Source organism: Sphingobacterium anhuiense (assembly GCF_042686355.1).
In the GTDB taxonomy this organism is placed as follows: Bacteria; Bacteroidota; Bacteroidia; order Sphingobacteriales; family Sphingobacteriaceae; genus Sphingobacterium; species Sphingobacterium anhuiense.
Window position 1 is genome coordinate 24,995 of sequence record NZ_JBHUPE010000002.1, and the last position, 18,975, is coordinate 43,969.

Sequence of the window (18,975 nt, forward strand, 5' to 3'; positions counted from 1 at the left end):
GTATTAAAATCCAAAATTCAACCCAAAAGCATATTGCTTCATTGTAGGATATTTTGCTCCAGCTCCAATTTCAGGATCTGCACCAGGGAATTTCGTAAACATCAGCAAATTCTCACCAGAGAAATATACCCGTAAATTGCGCACATGTAATCTTTCAGTAAGTTTACTGTTAAAGGTGTAGCCTATCTGCAAATTTCTCAGTTTTATAAAATCTGCATCATAGAGGTAGAAATTATTGGCAACATTGTTAATTGTCTCTCCATTGTATTTAAGACGCGCATAAGATCCACTTATATTGGTTCGCGAATCGCTAGGATTAGCTGGATCATAAAAATAATGGTCATCTGCAACTCGTTTAGAAATACCGTTACCATCACGGACAATGTTGTTACTATAACCTTCATCGTTCCAATAATATTGTAATTTCCCTTCCCCTGACCAGAGCATCTGTAGATCAAAACCTTTGTAAGAAAATCCTAAATTGATACCATAAATATATTTGGGAATGTTAGATGTCCCTGTAAAATCTTGATCATTCTCATTTCCATAGACCTTATCTCCGTTGAGATCAGCATACAAAAAATCGCCATAATACAATTGTTCAACCCCCAGTTTATTTACAGGTGAGAAGCTGTATCCCGCTGTTTGCATATCCTGCACCCATTTGTAATCAGCTTCCGTGCGGATCATACCATCCCGAGGTCCGCCATTAGGATTTACAGCCCCGCCATTAGCATAATAGCTACCATCACCTTTGTAACGCTGTCTCAAAAAATATTCCTGAAACATGTGCCCTTCGAGATTCCGCTGATTGGTACCTACCGCATTTGAAACCTGTCCGATATTTGTGCTGTAAACATTTGTACCATTGACGTCATTCCAGCCTCTGACTAACTGACCTTTGAGCTTTGTTACTTGGTTTTTATTGTAAGCAAAGTTACCTCCGATATTATAGCTGAATTCTCCGATCTTGTCTTTCCACGTCAAATTAAGTTCAATACCACTGTTACGCATCGCAGCCGAATTAACAATCGGCGCACCCGTAGTGCCTGTGGTCAGTGGCAATTGCTCCGGTACCAATATGCCTGATGTTAATTTGTTGTAATAATTCAACTCGACATAGGCTTTATTTCGAAAAGTCGCAAACTCCAATCCCACTTCTCTATTTTCACTCTCTTCCCAGGCCAATAATCTATTCCCAAATTTGCTCAACTCCAAACCACCGACTTGTGATCCACCAAAGGAATATCCTGCATTGCCGTAGAAAGCAAATGCAGGTAAATAATTTTCTCTAGCCGGATCGCTATTATTCATATCATTCCCCAATTTACCCCAAGACCCACGAAGCTTTACATTTTGGACATATGGTTCAAGACCTTTCATAAAAGACTCTCTTGAAAGCAACCACCCCAAACCCACGGATGGGAAATAGCCCGCTTGAAGATCCTTTCCAAATTTGGAAGATGCATCTCTTCGTAAACTAAATTCGACAAGATATTTGCTGTCAAAGTCATAATTTACACGGCCAAAAAAGGAGCGCATACTTGTTTCGTATTCGTTGCCATCAATAGCATTCATTTCATTCGCTGTACCAATGTTGGAAATCGTCGGATCTATGACACCCCTTTTCGAAGCCGAGAAATTATACCATTTTGTCTTGAATTCATTATGCCCTAATAGCGCTCCGATATTATGTCTACCGATGCTGGTTTCATAACGAAGGACGTTATCGAAAGTAAGTGTACGAAGGTTTTCGTACCCCTGCGATAGTACTTGCGTAGCAAGAACGCCTTTGGGAAAGACGATTTTATTTGTCTCAAAGCTATATTTATCAACTGGGATTGAGCTGCCCGTTTGTTCACGGAATCGCGTTTGGTAATTAAATTTGGTTTCGAATGTCAATCCATTAATGATCTTTACATTTGCGAAAATAGTCGAGTTAAAATTCGACACTTTATCCATCCCCTGCGGTTCATAGAGATATTGCATCAAATTGTTCAACTGGGTGGATTCTTCGGCGGCCACAGCACCACCAAATCGACCATCATACATCGGATAAACCCCTGGAGTAGATTGTCGCAAAAAGTTATACAAATTGTCAACATTCGCCTTTTTCCGGTCTTCAGTTGATGCAAACATATTGGTCCCAATTGTCAAGCGATCTCCGATTTTAGTACTTATGTTTGTTCTCAGTTCGTATTTCTTTGCGCCGGTATTTTCCATAATACCGGGATTATCGAAGATCCGGCCCGAAAGCATATAACTGGTCGATTCAGAACCTCCTGTTGCCGAAATATTATGGCTTTGAATCCAGCTCGAATTATAAATCCAATCTGTCCAATCGGTATTTGGGTAAGCGATATAATTAGGCAAGCCAGATGCAGCTAGTACACCATTGGGATCGGCATTGGCTTTTCGCCAAAGATCAAGTGTAGATTCAGCAAATTTTGCAGGTTTTCCCAAATTGAATGTACCCTCATTCATAAGCTCCATGTGACGCACATAATCTGACACAAACTCAGGAGTTCCCATCGGCTTGGTTCGGGACAAGATACCGGAGTAGTTAAGTTGCGTTTTTTGATTTGCCTTTCCCTTTTTCGTTGTGATCAAAATAACTCCATTACCTGCACGCGTTCCATAGATTGAAGCCGATGATGCATCCTTTAATACTGAAATGCTTTCAATATCATTGGGATTCACCGCATCCATTGAACCAGGTATACCATCGATAACAACTAAGGCATCCGAATTATTGAGTGTCCCTATACCACGAACCCGGATTGTAGCGCCGTCAGCTCCAGGTCTACCCGTGCTTTGCTTGACTTGTACCCCTGCTGCTACACCGCTAAGCGCCGTTGAAACGTTTGTGACGGGTCTGTTTTCAATCTGTTTTGTATCAACGGTACTCACTGATCCAAGCAATTTTTCTTTCTTTTGCTTACCATACCCCACAACAACAACCTCATCAATCGCCGAGCTGGCACTTTCCAACGTTACATTAATGGCATTGCGGCCATTTAGTACAATCTCTTGATTTTGGTATCCTACATAAGAAATTACTAGCGTTGCGTTAGGGTTCACAGATAAGGAATATGTTCCCGATCCATTTGTGGAAGTAGAGAGCGTTCCCCCCTTCTCACGAATTGTTACACCTGATAATGGTGTTCCTTGACTGTCTTTGATTTGTCCCGTTACATTTACTTTCTGCTGGGCGTGAACTGTACCTACAGAAAATAGTGTCATCGCGGACAATCCTATTGCGTAAAACTTAGCCATACTTTAGGAAATTGGTTTTATAATTAAAAATTGGTTATTCAACAAGCTCAAAATTGATTAAGTATGGTCATTAAATAGGGTGATTTTTATAAATATTAAGGGGTAAAATCTTAAATTTGATGGTATAACCTCTATTCATCTATGAATTTCCTTGTAAAACAGATCCAAAACATGATCATTATCGCATGGCTACTTTGCCCATTTATGTCTTGTTTGGCCCAGAATTTCAGTTTTGAAACACTAACACAGGACAATGTATTAGATAAACAGGCAGTATTGAGTATCGCTCAGGATAAAAATGGAAAACTTTGGTTTGGAGGAGGTACCAATCTGTTTATTTATGACTCACAGAATATTATAAACCTTCGAGTTCAGGATAGCGTATTCAACAAATTAGATTATATCAACAAGATTTGTATAAACGACAATAATGATCTTTTCATAGCTACCGCTACTCAGGTATTTATTTTCAATATAGACAAACGAAAGCCTGTCCTAAAAAGAGGAAAGCCCTTTATCGAGAAAGTCCTTATCTCAGACATACAAATTCTATCCTCCCATATTTTCTTATGTACAAATAGGGGGCTATATATAGCTATTCCCGCCTCAGGCTCTTATGATTTTAAATTAATTTTAGACCGTCCTCATACACAAACTATTGTTCAAACAGGAGCAGACTCCTATACAATAGCTAGCGCTAACGGTATCGAATCATTTACCTATAAAAACAAGCGGCTATCTGAAAACCGCAACCTGGGCTTACCCCAGCTACCACCAAAGGAACGAATCTTTAGTACGATGTATGTAAAAGATAACACGCTTTGGGTAGGGACAAAACTACATGGTTTATTTCTGTTTAATTTTTCCAGTCAAAATTGGAAAAATCTAACGGAAGGAAATAGTAATCTCTTAAGCAATAATGTTCGTAAAATCATTAAAAATACAAATGGAGAACTATTAATTGGCACATTGAAAGGTCTTTCCGTTTTCAATGGATCCCCTATTTTCACAAATTACAAACATAATACATCCATCAAAAACTCCCTCAGCCAGAACTCGATTTATGATATCTTTGTCGATAATCAAAAAATAGTCTGGTTAGGAACATATTTTGGGGGTATCAACGCAGTTTATCCTGATTTTATCCCTATACAAACCTACTCTACACGTTCGCTATTAAGTCAACGGTTGAATAGTGATATCGTGGGTAGTTTTGCCGTTTCCAAGAATGCTGCTTGGATAGGCACTGAAGAAGAAGGAATCAATAAAATTGATAAAATTACGGGGAATACTAGTCCACAACCCAAATTTACCCGATCAAACCTGATAAAAGACCTCTATGTCCGGGATGAAAAATTATATGCCGCACAATATGGTGGAGGCTACTCCATCATTGACCTAAAATCGGGCAACACCAAAAATTATCTCCTCGAAAAGGATCTCTTAAACCTGAAAAATAATATTTATAGCATTTACGTAGATCTAGCACAACGAATCTATCTAGGCACAAATAAGGGGCTTTACATTGCGGAACAGGAAAAACCACCACAGTTTGATTCCTCACTAGCAGCAAACACAATAGATGAGATACAGGCAGATGATAAACAACAGATTTATTTCCTGCAATCAGGAAAGCTATTTCGAAAAAAGACTTTTAGCGCTACTGTCCAATCCATAAAGCAAATTGACTCACTTTACATCAATGGATTTTATGTCGCGCCCGATGGCAATATCTGGCTTACCTCGAAAGGGGATTTATATCATTTCGATGTTAAGGATAATATGGCCCTTAAAGCCCATTTCCCCAATAACACCCTAGGTTGGCCTGTCATGATCGACAAACATTTCTGGATCAGCAGCAAAAATGGACTGATTTTCTTCGATCCGAGCACAAAGTATCATACTGTCCTTAATCAGTATGATGGTCTCCCTGTTAAAAATATGCAAGGGGCTAAGGTCTATAGCAGCGAAGCCGGATTTTTATTCGTGACTACATTGAATGGTTTAGTTTCGATCGACACTCGAAAAATCACTTTCAATCAGAAAAAACCGAATGTGCTTTTTAGAAATATATTCCTTCAAGATACACCCTTAAACTATAGTCGCATCCAGCAAGGTGATCAACCCAATAACTATACGTTGCAATTACTTTATGACGAGAATTTTATCACGGTCAATTTTTCGAGTTCCAATTTTATCAAACCACAGAAAAATAGATATCGGTATAAGCTCGAAGGTTTTGATAAAGGTTGGATAGAAACCAATACACCAAGTGTCAGATATACTAATATTCCCGAAGGACAGCATACACTCATTGTATATGCCAGCAATAATGATGGCATCTGGAGCAGTACCCCACTACAAATACACATTGATATAAAGCCTCCGCTCTGGCGAACCTGGTGGGCCTACCTCTTATACGCCGGACTATTTACACTCGGGGTACACTTTATCATTAAGTTTGTTGTGGAACGCGAGATGTTGATCAATTCCGAAAGAGAACAGGAAAAGAAAATCAAATTCTTTACACAAATTTCGCATGAGATCCGGACCCCGCTTACCCTGATCATGTCACCTCTGGATGAAATCATTACCGAAACAGCCAACTTATCGACTACCCAATCTAAGATAAAACGGATTAAAAAGAATGCAGCTAAATTATTGGGGGTAGTTAACGAGCTACTTGATTTCAAAAAATTTGATGACAAGCACTTCATCTTGAAACAGAGCGATATCCCCTTCAGGGAATATATTGAAGACACATTCTATCTCCTCAATGATCTTGCCCAGAATAAACATATCAATTATTATATCCGACAATTGGATGCCGTAGGGTTACAATTCATAGACGCTGTTCAATTTGACAAGGTCATGTTCAACCTATTGTCAAACGCCATTAAGTATACACCCGAGAATGGCACAGTTTATCTTGAACTTCTTGAGAGCGAAGACAACATCATTATCAACATCGTTGACAACGGGATTGGCATCGCAACGGACAATCAATTCAAGATCTTTGAAGAATATTATCGGGAGGAACAAGCAAATGACAGTATAGGTACTGGTATCGGACTAGCCTTAACCAAGCAGATTGTCCTACAGCATCAAGGAGAGATCCGTTGCTTTACCATGAAAGATGAAAAAGGAGAATGGACGGTTTTCAACCTACGTTTACCGAAGCTATCAAAAGTCAACATGTCCCCTTCTACAGACTCCCTGATAACCATTATAGATGAATCAAATTCAACAACTCCGACCGTATTGGGCAGATCCTTGCAACAGACCATTCTCATTGTCGAAGACAATAGAGAGCTTTTGGATACCATTGTTCATTTGCTTCAGGATAACTATACCGTCATCACGGCTGTCAATGGAGAAGATGCCTTATCGAAAGCGCAAGAGTATATTCCCGACTTGATCTTATCTGATCTGATGATGCCTTATATGAATGGAGCCCAGTTATGCCGGGCAGTAAAAACAAATATCGCAACTAGTCATATTCCTGTTATCCTGTTGACTGCAGTGACAGACAGTGAATCCCAGACACAGGCCCTACAATATGGAGCAAACATCTATCTAACAAAACCTTTTGACAATAGGCTGTTGTTTCTATCTGTGCAGAATCTCATAGCAATCAGTCATAAAAAGAGCAAGGAATTTCAGGTCAAAAAAACAGATTTCGACAATGAACTGGATGCTAAATTTATCGCTACATTAGATCAACTGATCGAAGATAATATGCAGTCGGATGACTTTGATGTTAATTTTATCTCCCGAAAGATGGGTATGAGCACACCTATTATTTACCGAAAGCTCCGGGCGATATCCAACCTTTCTATCAATAATTATGTGAAGATGTACCGGCTTAACAGAGCGAAGGAGTTGCTAAAATCTTCGATGAATGTCAGTGAGGTAGCCTATGCAGTCGGATTTTCTGAAAGAAAGTACTTTAGCAGGGAATTTAAGAAACAATTTGGGTATAATCCGTCACAGCAAATAGCAGACTCCTACGAGGATAATTAAAACACAAAAGGGATTAAATATTTGAAAAGAGATTGTAGGCAGGGTACGAATAGATTTAAAAGGAACAAAGGCGCCTAAATGGGGGCCTTTGTTCCTTTTATCTTTACTGTATTTACTTCGCAATTTCCTTAATCATTGGTTCACCATCCAAGAGCCTTTTATAGCGCACTAATGCTTCTACATAATAGTAATCAGCATATGTCAGTGGTACATCAATCTCCGAATTTAAAGGAAGTGCCCCCACACTATGTTTTAATAAATAACCGCCATTTGTCCCATAAACTGCTTTATAAGGTTCTTTGGATAAATTAGTAAGCATTGTCTCTGCATTAGAAAGATAAAGGGCAGATTCCTTACCTTTTGTATATTGAGCCAATTCAAGTAAAGCAGATGCATACAATGTGGCTGCCGAAACATCCCGAAGATCTTTTTTAGCATACATCTTACTAGATTGATCAATCTTATCTTTATCAAAATCCCAATAAGGAATTAAATCATGAGGCATATTCGGATGATTCAAAATATATTTCGCAATATGTCTAGCTTGATTTAGAAATTCCTTTTTCTTTGTTTCTCGATACATCATCGTATACCCATAAAGCGCCCAACCTTGGCCTCTAGACCATGCGGATTCATCATAAGCACCTTGGTGTGTTTTTTTTCCAATAACTTTACCGCTATTCACATCATAGTCAATAACATGATATGAGCTATAATCTTTCCTAAAATGATTTTTCAATGTTGTTTCCGCATGCTTTATAGCCAAGTCATAATATTTCTTATTACCAGTCATTTTTGAAACCTGCGTCAAAAATTCTAAATTCATCATATTATCAATGATAACGGGATAATGCCAAGGTTTGTGATCCCAAGACCGAATTGTTTTTGTTCTCTCATTAAAACGAGAAGCAAGAGAAGCAGCACCTGTAACTAATACATCTTTATATTTCGCAGAATCGCCGGTCAGACGTAAACCATTTCCGAAACTACAAAACAGCATAAAACCTAGATCATGTGTACCTTTATTATACTTTTCTTTCTCCAAATAAGGTAATTTCTCTTCTACATTTTGTAATAATCCCTGATCTTGAGTCCCTTCATATAAATACCAAAGTGTACCAGGATAAAATCCAGAACACCACCAACTGGATGATGAAAAGATTTCTTTATTATTTTCAAAAGTTTTAGGAAATTTTCCATTGGGTGTTGCATTTGCCAAGACTTTAATTTGGAGAGCTGCGTCATTCAAATTCTGCTGAATAAATTTTTTAGATAATTTCAGATCCAGGGATTGACCTTGAACAGTACATATTCCTAAAACAGAACATAATACCATGATAATCTGTCTTTTCAATTTCATCATAATTTACAATAATCTTAATTCGCTATTATTTTATATATCACTTGATTCCTTAATTCCATACTTTTAATTAAAACATTCATTTTATAAAGCATTCCACCCCACACTTTAATCAATCGTGGATCCTCAATTTCCTTAGTTTCTAAAGAAAAAGTAACAGTTTCCCTTTCGAAATTTATAAAGACTTTTTTCCCATTATCCACTTGTAAGAAAAAACCATCCTTTAGTAACTGGGGTTTTATTTTAGATATGAAACTAATCGATTGTGGTTTTTTAAATTCCTCCAATTGATACTGTTCTTCTACCCTGATTTCATTATTTCCTGCATGCATCTTGATAGTTCGCATCCAAGATTGTACTGCGGCTTCTTTAGGATAAGCCTTCGCAACATTGACACGGTATTGAGCAGTTTCATTATTAGTTATATACTCGACATCCTCCGCATGATAAGACCTTCCATCCTTTTGCTGTATTCCATTTATAACAGGAAGATTATGCCATTGCGATTGCATATTCCACAATGTATAGCGATTCCTACTAAAAGTTTCTTTGGTATAAGTTCCCACACCGACATCAATTAAAACTGGCGTCGAATCCAAATAGAGCATATAGCTTCCAACATCATTATGATTATGGCTTACCCCATTATTACTTCCTATCGTAGCTAAGAATAAATTACCCTTTTTATTTAAACTCCGCATAGTTGCCTGTCCCAAACTCTCATAAAAATGAAATTGAGGGGCTATAAAGTCTTTTCGATGATTACTTAATTCACTATAAATAGACGCATGCATTAAAAAATCCTGTACTGTTCCTAATGACATACTTGGTGATTTTAGAGTTGTCAAATAGCTTGCATATGCTTTTAGATTATCATCATTATATAATGTACCATAAGCCCATATTTTAGCAGGATAGGGTACTTGTATCGCCTCTGCATCTGCGAAATTGATGTATCTATTTCTGTAAATGTGAGAATTCAAGATATAGTTGCCAATATTAAATAATTTATGTTCCTCCTTAAATGTCACCTTCCCATCCGACACATCCTCTAACCACAACAACATCTGTCCAAGTTCACCACCAGCATGTAGCCAATAAGAGGGCCCCTCTTCACACGCACCATCTTCAGCGTAAGAGTCAATAAATTTATCCGCACTATGAGCCAATTTCTGAATAATCATCTTCAATCTAGAAGCATCTTCTTCCACTAACAATGCTACTTTAAGAACATTGGTGTTGATCCAAATATTCCAGTTATTAACCATATTGTTTGACTGAAGCGCCATCCACCAAAAATCATCTCGGGCTAAATAAGGATTTATAATACGGCTCTGTAAGACATCTTTCAATTTTTTAGTAATCATAGGAGAAATTTGGTTTAATTCATCTCCCAACAATAAATAAACCATCGCCAGATCAGCTGCTACCCGACCTGCTCCTAGATCAATATAATCATCCAGTGGATCAGGCAAACCAATTCCAGATTTTTGCACTACAATATGTGCAGGACTTACCCAAGTACTTTCTTCCATCATTAACCAGAGGCCATTTATAATCTGCGGAATAAAACGTCCCTTTCCCTCAACCAATTCTCCTATAACCAAATGCGATACGATACTCCTGCGTGTATTAATATCATCCTCGTAGCGAGTTCTGTTTCCATCAGTCTTATATTCAAGATATTTTGTAGCTAACAATGATGGCCAAGTAAATGAATTCGCATCCTCTGCAACTTTTATTATGTGAGACTTTTCCAATATTGATAGCGCTTGAATAGCTTTGTTCCATTCATTTTTCTTTTCCAACCGCCAGTCATCAATACGATTAATCGTATTTGTCAAAACTGCACCTGAAAGATGCCGCTCTAAGGTGTGTTGTCCAAGTGCATTAATTTGCAACATAACAAAAAAGAGAAACATTAAAATTTTATAGCATTTTCTACTTCTTCTCATAAACTACTGCTCGAGAGCCCTTATTAAGTGTAAAAACAATTATTCCATCAAGATCTATTTCATACTTACCCTTCCCTTTAATCACAATCATTGGAGTCGATATCCCCGATTCAACTCTAATTGTACCCGTATGTTGACTTTCGATCTCCACAGTTTGCGTTATACCATTTTTCCTCTTTGCAGAAACCAGAAAAGCTCCATCAGTCAAAAATCTTTTAAAAGAAATATCCTTCCAGGCAGTAGGTACAGCGGGAAAAATTCTTAATTTTCCATTCCAATATTGTAAGCACAGTTCTTGGATACTTGTCATTGCTGCTAACGGGGTTTCAATTACTGGTCCCGACTCGGCATAAAGCGTATTCTTTTTAATATAAGATTTTAATAAATTATCAAGAGACGCTAAGGCATCATCTCCCCTTCCCATCATGGCATACATCGATGCAGCACCAGTAAATGAATAACCTTGCAAGAACTGATTTTTACTCTGCCAGTACTTAATTGAACGCTCAATCAAAACTCTATTTTCCTTTTGATCCCAATTAATTTCATAAAAAGGATAGATCATCATTAAATGCGAATAATGTCTATGTGACTCACCATAAGGAACATCCTTAGCTATCAAATAACCGTTTATACCTTGTGGAAAATCGATCAAATTTTCGAGTACATCGAGCCATCGATCATATAGAGGATCTTTCCTATTCTTTTCATGATCTAGCTCGATGAGTGATCTAAGCCCCCATCTCAGAATAGCTAGATCATAATTCGTATCATAAGCATACCCATATTTATATTCTGGCGAATAAGTTTTAACAGCGATATGATATTTTCCTGATTCATTTTTTTCTAATAGATGCAAATAATAATTAACAGCCTCTTTAAGTAAGGGAAATAAGCGGTCATATACCTCTTCCTTCATGCCATAGCGATAATAAGAATAGTAGCTATGCAATAACCAAAGCAAGTTGCCAAGTTCTTTTTCACCATCAGAAGCATCGGAAATTGAGACTCCCTTCTCTAAAAGAACAGGACTCCAGAGATCGCTCGCAGATGAGCGCCCAATAGCAATGCTATTATAACGATAAGCCACAGGAACATTTTCTCTCAAATTGGAGACATTCTGATCAATCATTTGAATTAAAGAATTCGCGATATCAAGATGGTTTGACGTGAAAACAGGAGAATATGTCAATTGCATATTTAAGTTCATCCAGTAAGCTGGCCAAGGAGTAACGCTCGTCCATGGTCCCTGCAAATCTATTGCTGGCTTATTTGTTCTGGTGGCACTTGCTAATTTATACAACTGCATATCATAAAAACGTTGATAAATTTTATCTGGTAATGACAAAGAAGAAGCACTATAATAATTACGCCACCAATTTTGGTGTTTTTCCAAGGCTATAATAATATCTTTAGAATCAAAATGATCAACATAATCAATTGTTTCTTTTAGATAGCTCTTGTTAACCTGATTATATCCAACTGAGACAACATAAACATCATTGTCCATAGCGAGCATTTTCTTATATACAGTTGCATAGCCACCGCCAGCTAATAACTCTTGATTATAAAAAGAAAATCCCTTACTAGTGCCTGATTTTCCCTCAGGATTGCGAGTATAATAAGTAGGTTTTTGTATATAATCAAATTTCATACGGGGACTGATAGCAGAATCCGGACACCAGTCAAAAGAGTAGTTCCCATGGTAGTCCTTTTTAATGACTTCAATGAGTATAATATTATCATCAGACAGTGTTGTCGTTTTAATATGCAACATACCATCCGAAGTCTTAATATTCGTTTGAGAATAAGCTTGCTGAATAAAAATATCACCACCTATACTATCAATGTTCACATCAAGGTTAATAGAAAAATGCCCTAGTGACAGACGAGCTTTATTAAAAAGCTTTTCACGATTCTTTTCACGATGATCATAAATATCCGTTCTACCAATATCTATACGTACAGCTTGTGAAGATTTCAAATAGGTCATCGTTCCTAGTAAACCATTCCCCGTGAATACCCCCTCGTAAATACTTTTACCCAACTGAGGAATATGAAATATTGGTTTGTCTTGACCCTGAGCACGACAAATAACACATAAGATTGAAATAAAAAAAATATATAAATTCCGCATAAATAGGGTTCAATTGGGCTCTAAAATGTACTTTTTTTAGTAGACACACAAGAGAAACTTACGAAATCGTTTGAGAAGAAAAATCATGAAAAAGGGTAATAATAGTTTCAGAAACCATTATTACCCTTTTTCATGAAAATTTAATACGGATGATAGATCCAATAATAAAACAACTACATCAAATTCACTTAATACTGTCCTGTACTTAAAAGAATCAATGTACAAGCATTTTCAGTATCAATACCTATTGCAGCTGCAAGTGCTACTAATTCCGCATTTTCAGCTCCAGGATTAAAAATAATCCGCTTTGGCTTTGTTTCTAAAATATAATCAAAATAGCTCTTTTGATTTGCTGCGCCAACATACATAGTAATGGTATCAATATCCGTGTGAATAAGTCCCATAAGTTCTATTTCAACACCAGCAACTTCACCCTTCTTAAGCCCAACGTTCACAATATCATGTCCATATTGCTTCAATTTATGAGCTGCTTTATACGAATACCTTTCTGGATTAGTACTCGCACCTATTATTAGCGTTTTTTTCATAACTACTTATTTAATTAAACATCATCAGCCACATTACCAGCATCATTATATATTCCTTTTCTTAAGATAGGCATCCCTAAAATTTTATACAATTCATCCAACTTAACTAAGCTACCATTAGTCATATTCGATAAAAGTACAATCGTAACGTTATTTTTTAGATCCCTAACATACAAATTGCGAAATCCGTGCCACCATCCAGTATGATAAATTATTAGATCATTATTTCTGTGAAAAGTACGCCAACCTAATCCGTATCCAAATATTCCATTTTTAGATTTCGCACGATCAACATAAGCAGAGTCTAACGTTTCTTTCTTTAATAACCTACCTTCATTTAACGCTAAATCTAACTTATACAGATCCCGAACCGTACTATAAATTCCTTTATCTCCCAGAGGGCCATCTTGAAAATTCTGAACAACAGACCTTCTCCAAACCTTATCGTGACCAATAACATCTGTCGGAATTTTTTCATAAATAGCTTTTGACAATGCGGCTGTATTAGTCATTCCTGCTGGATTAAAGACATTTTCTTTCATCCATTCCGCATAACTTTGATTAGTTACCTTTTCAATAATAGCGCCTAAAACCATGAAATTCGAATTGTTATAAAAGAATTTACCATCAGGTTTACCATAGCGATTCGGTTTAAACTCAATCAACATATTCATGACATCTTGATTGGTCATACCCTTCTTTTTTTCCTTCCAATGCTCTTCCGAAAAATAAACATAATTTGGCAATCCAGAACGATGAGACAATAATTGCTTTATTGTAATATCTGGATAGGGAAAATTAGGATAAAAATCATTAATAGTTTGATCCAATTTCAATTTGCCCTCTTCAACCAATTTCAAAATACCAATACCTGTGAGTGGTTTGGAAACAGACGCTAATTCAAATTTCGAATCAATCTTCAAACTATCTTTTAAAAGATAATTTGCCCAACCAAATGAGTTCTGATATAAAATCTTTCCATTTTTTGCAATCAGTACATTACCATTAAATCCTACTCTTTTATGCAAATTTTGCATAAAAGCTTCAATTTTAGGATCTGCTTCAGATGGATTGTATATGAGCTTTAAACTGTCAGTCTTAGCCTGTTCAACTAATGCTTTTTTTTGCTTTTCTTCTTTCGAACTACACGATACGGTTGCTATGATAAGAACAGCAACTATGCTTTTTAATATATATAATTTCACTATTTAACGGATTCTATTTCTTTTCTAATGTATTAATGCTAAAATGATGATTTTAGTACTAAAAAAAGAAAAAAACAATAAAAAAAGGTCACTTTATATAAAGTGACCTTTTGAATATACTTATTCGAAGTAAGATTACGCTAATAATCTCACTGGATTTTCTAATAATGCTTTTAATGTTTGCAAGAATTGAGCACCAGTAGCACCGTCCACTACACGGTGGTCACAACCTAAAGTCAACTTCATCACATTACCAGGAACAACAGCACCATTCTTAACAACAGGAACTTGTTGAATTGCACCAACAGATAGAATTGCACCATCCGGAGAGTTGATAATTGATGTGAATTCATCAATACCAAACATACCTAAATTAGAAACTGTAAATGTTGAACCTTCCCAATCAGCTGGAGTTAATTTTTTAGTTTTAGCTTTTTGAGCGAAATCTTTAACTTCTGCAGAAATGTGAGATAATGATTTTCCGTCAGCAAAACGTACAACAGGAACTAATAAGCCATCTTCAACAGCCATTGCAACACCAATATTTGTATGCTCATTAAAACGAATCTTATCACCTTTCCATGAAGAGTTTACCGCAGGATGCTTTTTCAATGCAACTGCAACTGCTTTTACAACGATATCATTGAAAGAAACTTTTACTGGAGCCACTTCATTGATTTGCGCACGAGCAAGCATCGCATTTTCCATGTCGATACTTACCGTTAGGTAAAAATGTGGAGCAGTAAACAAACTTTCACCTAATCGACGTGCAATTGTTTTACGCATTTGAGAAACAGCAACTTCTGTATATCTCTCTTCGCCTACAAAAGTAGGTAAAGTGATCGCTTTTGTTTCAGTAGCAACTGGCGCAGCAGTTGTTGAAGCAGGAGCAACTTTAGTAGCTGGAACGTAAGATTCAACATCTTTTTTCACAATACGGCCACCATCAGCAGATCCTTTAATCTCATTCAGGTTGATTCCTTTATCTTTAGCAATTTTACGTGCTAATGGAGATGCTTTCACTCGAGAATCATCGGCTACATCAGTAGCTTTATTTTCCGTAGTTACATTAGCCTCTACCTTTGATTCATTTTTTACTTCGGCAGGAGCAGCTTGAGATGTAGGAGCAGCTTTTTGATTTAACAATGGTGTTACATCTGTTCCTGCAGGACCTACAATAGCAATAATATCATTTACTTTAGCAGCCTCACCTGCCTCAAGACCTACATATAACAATGTGCCATCAGCATAAGCTGTAACCTCCATCGTCGCTTTATCCGTCTCTACATCCGCAATAGAATCATCAGATTTGATTGTATCACCAACTTTAAAATTCCATTGCGCAATTACACCTTCTGTCATCGTATCACTTAACAAAGGCATAGTGATAACTGTAACACCTAAAGACTCCGGTGTTACATTAGACTGAGGAGCTGCTTCAGTCCCAGATGAATTAGAACCTTCAACTTCCTTTTTTTCCGTTACTTCTTCAGCCTGAGGAGCGTCATTTAATAATGCTTGAAAATCTTCTCCAGGTTCTCCAAGAATGGCAATAACAGCATCAATAGCAACTGCCTCACCCTCCTTAGGACCAATATATAAAAGTGTTCCTTCTTGGTATGATTCAAAATCCATCGTCGCTTTATCAGTTTCGATTTCAGCAACTAAATCACCAGAATTAACTTTATCACCAACTTGTTTGTGCCATTTTGCGATAACCCCTTCGGTCATGGTATCGCTCATTTTCGGCATTCTAACTACTTCAGCCATTGTATTTTATTTATCTAGTTAAAGTAACTTATATTAATCTAATATAAATGGATAATCCTCTTGAACGTACACATCTTTGTACAATTCATCAGCTGTGGGGAAAGGAGATTCTTCAGCAAATTTCACAGATTCATCTACAATACTTTTCACTTCAGCATCTACTTCAGCAAACCAAGCTTCATCAGCATAATTGTTTTCAACAATAGCATGCTTTGTCGCTAATAATGGATCACGTCCTTTATATTCTTCTAATTCTTCTTTCGTACGATATTTCGCAGGATCGGACATCGAGTGACCTTTGTAACGGTATGTACGTATTTCCAAGAAAGTAGGTCCTTCCCCAGCACGAGCACGTTGTACAGCTTCATCCATCGCATTGTGTACAGCTACGACATCCATACCATCTACTGGTGCACAAGGCATATCAAAACCCAGTCCCATTTTATAAATATCTTGCATATTGGTTGTACGTTGTACGGAAGTACCCATTGCATAACCATTGTTTTCACAAACAAAAATTACAGGCAATTTCCACAACATGGCCATGTTCAAAGTTTCATTAAAAGCACCTTGACGAACTGCGCCATCACCCATGTAACATACGTTAACATTATTTGTACCCAAATATTTTTCAGCAAAAGCGATACCAGCTCCTAAGGGAATCTGACCACCAACAATACCATGGCCACCCATCATCTTATGTTCTTTCGAGAAAAAGTGCATAGATCCACCTTTTCCTTTTGAACAACCTGTTGCTTTTCCAAACATCTCAGCCATACATTCATTCGCTGACACACCTTTTGCTAAAGCATGTGCGTGATCACGGTAGGCTGTAATTAAAGAATCTTCAGGTTTGATAACAGACATTGTACCTGCTACTACTGCCTCTTGTCCAATGTACAAGTGACAGAAACCACGGATTTTTTGTTGTCCATAAAGTTGACCTGTCTTCTCTTCAAACTTACGCATAAGTAGCATAGATCTATACCACTCTAAATATGTCTCTTTTGTTATAGGTGTTGAACTCATTTCAAAGTTTTGAATTTCTTACTAATCTTGACTACAAATCTAATCAATTTGGGTGATATTTTGGTCAGAAAATCAAATTTTCTTCTTGTTTTAGACAGTTCTAAGACATTTGATTTAAACGACATAAGAAGATACCCAAATAAATGACTGGCTTAATTTAGTAAATTAAAAAAAGAACAAACAAAAAAGCCAAAAGACATATTATTCTTTTGGCTTTTTTGTTTTGTAACAAATATGATTTTAGCTCAATTCAACAATCAAACTTGATTCATCTATTTTTCTTTGATCACCTGTTTGCATATCTTTCAATGAAAGCTGGCCTGAAGAAACTTCCTCTTCACCAATTAATAAAACAAATGGAATGCCTTTACTGTCGGCATAACTCATCTGTTTTTTCAATTTAGCAGCTGTTGGATAAAGCTCGACTGCAATGTTCGCCTTACGTAGGCGATTTAGAAGAGGTAATGTAAAGGACTCGGTTTCTTTATCAAAGTTCACAATCAAAAGCTTAGTAAAATCTCCCTTAGCCTCAGGATAAAGATTTAATTCTTCTAGAACGTCATAGATACGATCGGCACCGAAAGACACACCTACACCTGTCAATCCTTTCAAACCAAACATACCTGTCAAATCATCGTAGCGTCCACCACCACCAATGCTCCCCATAGCTACCTCATTCGTCTTTACCTCGAAAATGCAGCCCGTATAATAATTCAACCCACGCGCTAGGGTAATATCAACCTCTACAAATTGGTTTAAAACTTCATTTGAAGAATCCAACTTAGAAATATAATCAAACGATTCTTCTATTTCTGCTATTCCCTTTAATCCTATTTCCGAATTTGATAATACGTGCTTTAAGGCAGACAATTTCTTTAGATTAGATCCCTCTAATAAAATAATTGGACGTAAAATTTCTAAATCCGCTGCTGTAAAACCTCGTCCTAATAGTTCTTTATTTACACCTTCTAAACCGATCTTATCCAATTTATCGATCGCAACTGTCATATCGACAATAAGTTCCGGCTTGCCAATAATCTCAGCTATACCTGAAAGAATCTTACGGTTGTTAATTTTAATCGTAAAATCTTGCAGTCCCAAATTTTTCAATGCTTCATGATAGATCAAAATAAACTCAGCTTCATTGAGTAGGCTTTCAGAACCCACTACGTCTACATCACACTGATAGAATTCGCGATAACGACCTCTTTGAGGACGATCAGCGCGCCATACAGGTTGAATTTGAAAACGTTTAAAAGGTAAAGAAATATCATTTTGATGCATGACAACGTAACGAGCAAACGGTACAGTGAGATCATAACGAAGTGCCTTTTCAGAAATAAGAGAGATTAATTTAGTTGAAGACTTGGATTCAAGTAAATCATTGGGAGCTTTACTCAAATAATCTCCAGAATTCAAAATCTTAAAAATTAACTGATCCCCTTCATCACCATACTTTCCCGTAAGTGTCTGCAAATTTTCAAAAGAAGGAGTTTGAATTTCACTGTAACCATACTTTTTAAAAACACGTTTAAGTGTATTGAAAATATAATTACGTTTAAGCATTTCGGCAGGTGAAAAATCACGTGTGCCTTTTGCTAAAGAAGGTTTTACTGTTGCCATTTGGCAAAGTTAATATTTAAGAAGGATTTATTGGAACTTAGAAGAAAAA

At 36.8% G+C, this 18,975-nt stretch carries 10 protein-coding genes; 1 reads left to right on the forward strand and 9 read right to left on the reverse strand.

The genetic code is table 11. The features are described from left to right. Positions 1–3: 3 nt before the first annotated feature. Entirely contained in the window at positions 4–3,276 is a 3,273-nt protein-coding gene (locus ACFS6I_RS03365) for a SusC/RagA family TonB-linked outer membrane protein (RefSeq protein WP_380918185.1), read from the reverse strand. 171 nt (positions 3,277–3,447) lie between these two features. On the opposite strand from ACFS6I_RS03365, the gene ACFS6I_RS03370 reads away from it, so the two are divergent. Then, positions 3,448–7,299 (forward strand): hybrid sensor histidine kinase/response regulator transcription factor, encoded by a 3,852-nt coding sequence (locus tag ACFS6I_RS03370; protein WP_380918187.1) that lies wholly within the window; start codon positions 3,448–3,450, stop codon positions 7,297–7,299. Positions 7,300–7,411: 112 nt separating this feature from the next. On the opposite strand, the gene ACFS6I_RS03375 is transcribed toward ACFS6I_RS03370, so the two are convergent. The 8 genes from ACFS6I_RS03375 to hisS all read right to left on the reverse strand — a co-directional run bounded on the left by ACFS6I_RS03375 (position 7,412) and on the right by hisS (position 18,926). Beyond that, the gene (locus ACFS6I_RS03375) at positions 7,412–8,659 is read right to left on the reverse strand and encodes a glycoside hydrolase family 88 protein (RefSeq protein WP_380918431.1); all 1,248 of its coding nucleotides are present in this window, start codon (positions 8,657–8,659) and stop codon (positions 7,412–7,414) included. 17 nt (positions 8,660–8,676) lie between these two features. Then, a complete protein-coding gene (locus tag ACFS6I_RS03380) occupies positions 8,677–10,563 on the reverse strand; it encodes a heparinase II/III domain-containing protein (protein ID WP_380918189.1) in 1,887 nt (628 codons plus the stop codon). 37 nt (positions 10,564–10,600) lie between these two features. Continuing rightward, positions 10,601–12,751 (reverse strand): glycosyl hydrolase family 95 catalytic domain-containing protein, encoded by a 2,151-nt coding sequence (locus ACFS6I_RS03385; RefSeq protein ID WP_380918191.1) that lies wholly within the window; start codon positions 12,749–12,751, stop codon positions 10,601–10,603. A 188-nt stretch (positions 12,752–12,939) separates the two neighbouring features. Then, positions 12,940–13,299, reverse strand: coding sequence for a CoA-binding protein (locus ACFS6I_RS03390; protein ID WP_380918193.1), 360 nt, complete (start codon positions 13,297–13,299; stop codon positions 12,940–12,942). Positions 13,300–13,313: 14 nt separating this feature from the next. Next, positions 13,314–14,504 carry a serine hydrolase domain-containing protein gene (locus ACFS6I_RS03395; protein ID WP_132771550.1) on the reverse strand — a complete coding sequence of 397 codons (1,191 nt, stop codon included), beginning with the start codon at positions 14,502–14,504 and terminating at the stop codon, positions 13,314–13,316. 135 nt (positions 14,505–14,639) lie between these two features. Further along, positions 14,640–16,274, reverse strand: coding sequence for a 2-oxo acid dehydrogenase subunit E2 (locus ACFS6I_RS03400; protein ID WP_380918195.1), 1,635 nt, complete (start codon positions 16,272–16,274; stop codon positions 14,640–14,642). A gap of 33 nt (positions 16,275–16,307) precedes the next feature. Further along, a complete protein-coding gene (pdhA, locus tag ACFS6I_RS03405) occupies positions 16,308–17,303 on the reverse strand; it encodes a pyruvate dehydrogenase (acetyl-transferring) E1 component subunit alpha (RefSeq protein WP_045753966.1) in 996 nt (331 codons plus the stop codon). A gap of 240 nt (positions 17,304–17,543) precedes the next feature. Then, positions 17,544–18,926, reverse strand: coding sequence for a histidine--tRNA ligase (gene hisS, locus ACFS6I_RS03410; RefSeq protein WP_380918198.1), 1,383 nt, complete (start codon positions 18,924–18,926; stop codon positions 17,544–17,546). Between the last annotated feature and the right edge of the window lie 49 nt (positions 18,927–18,975).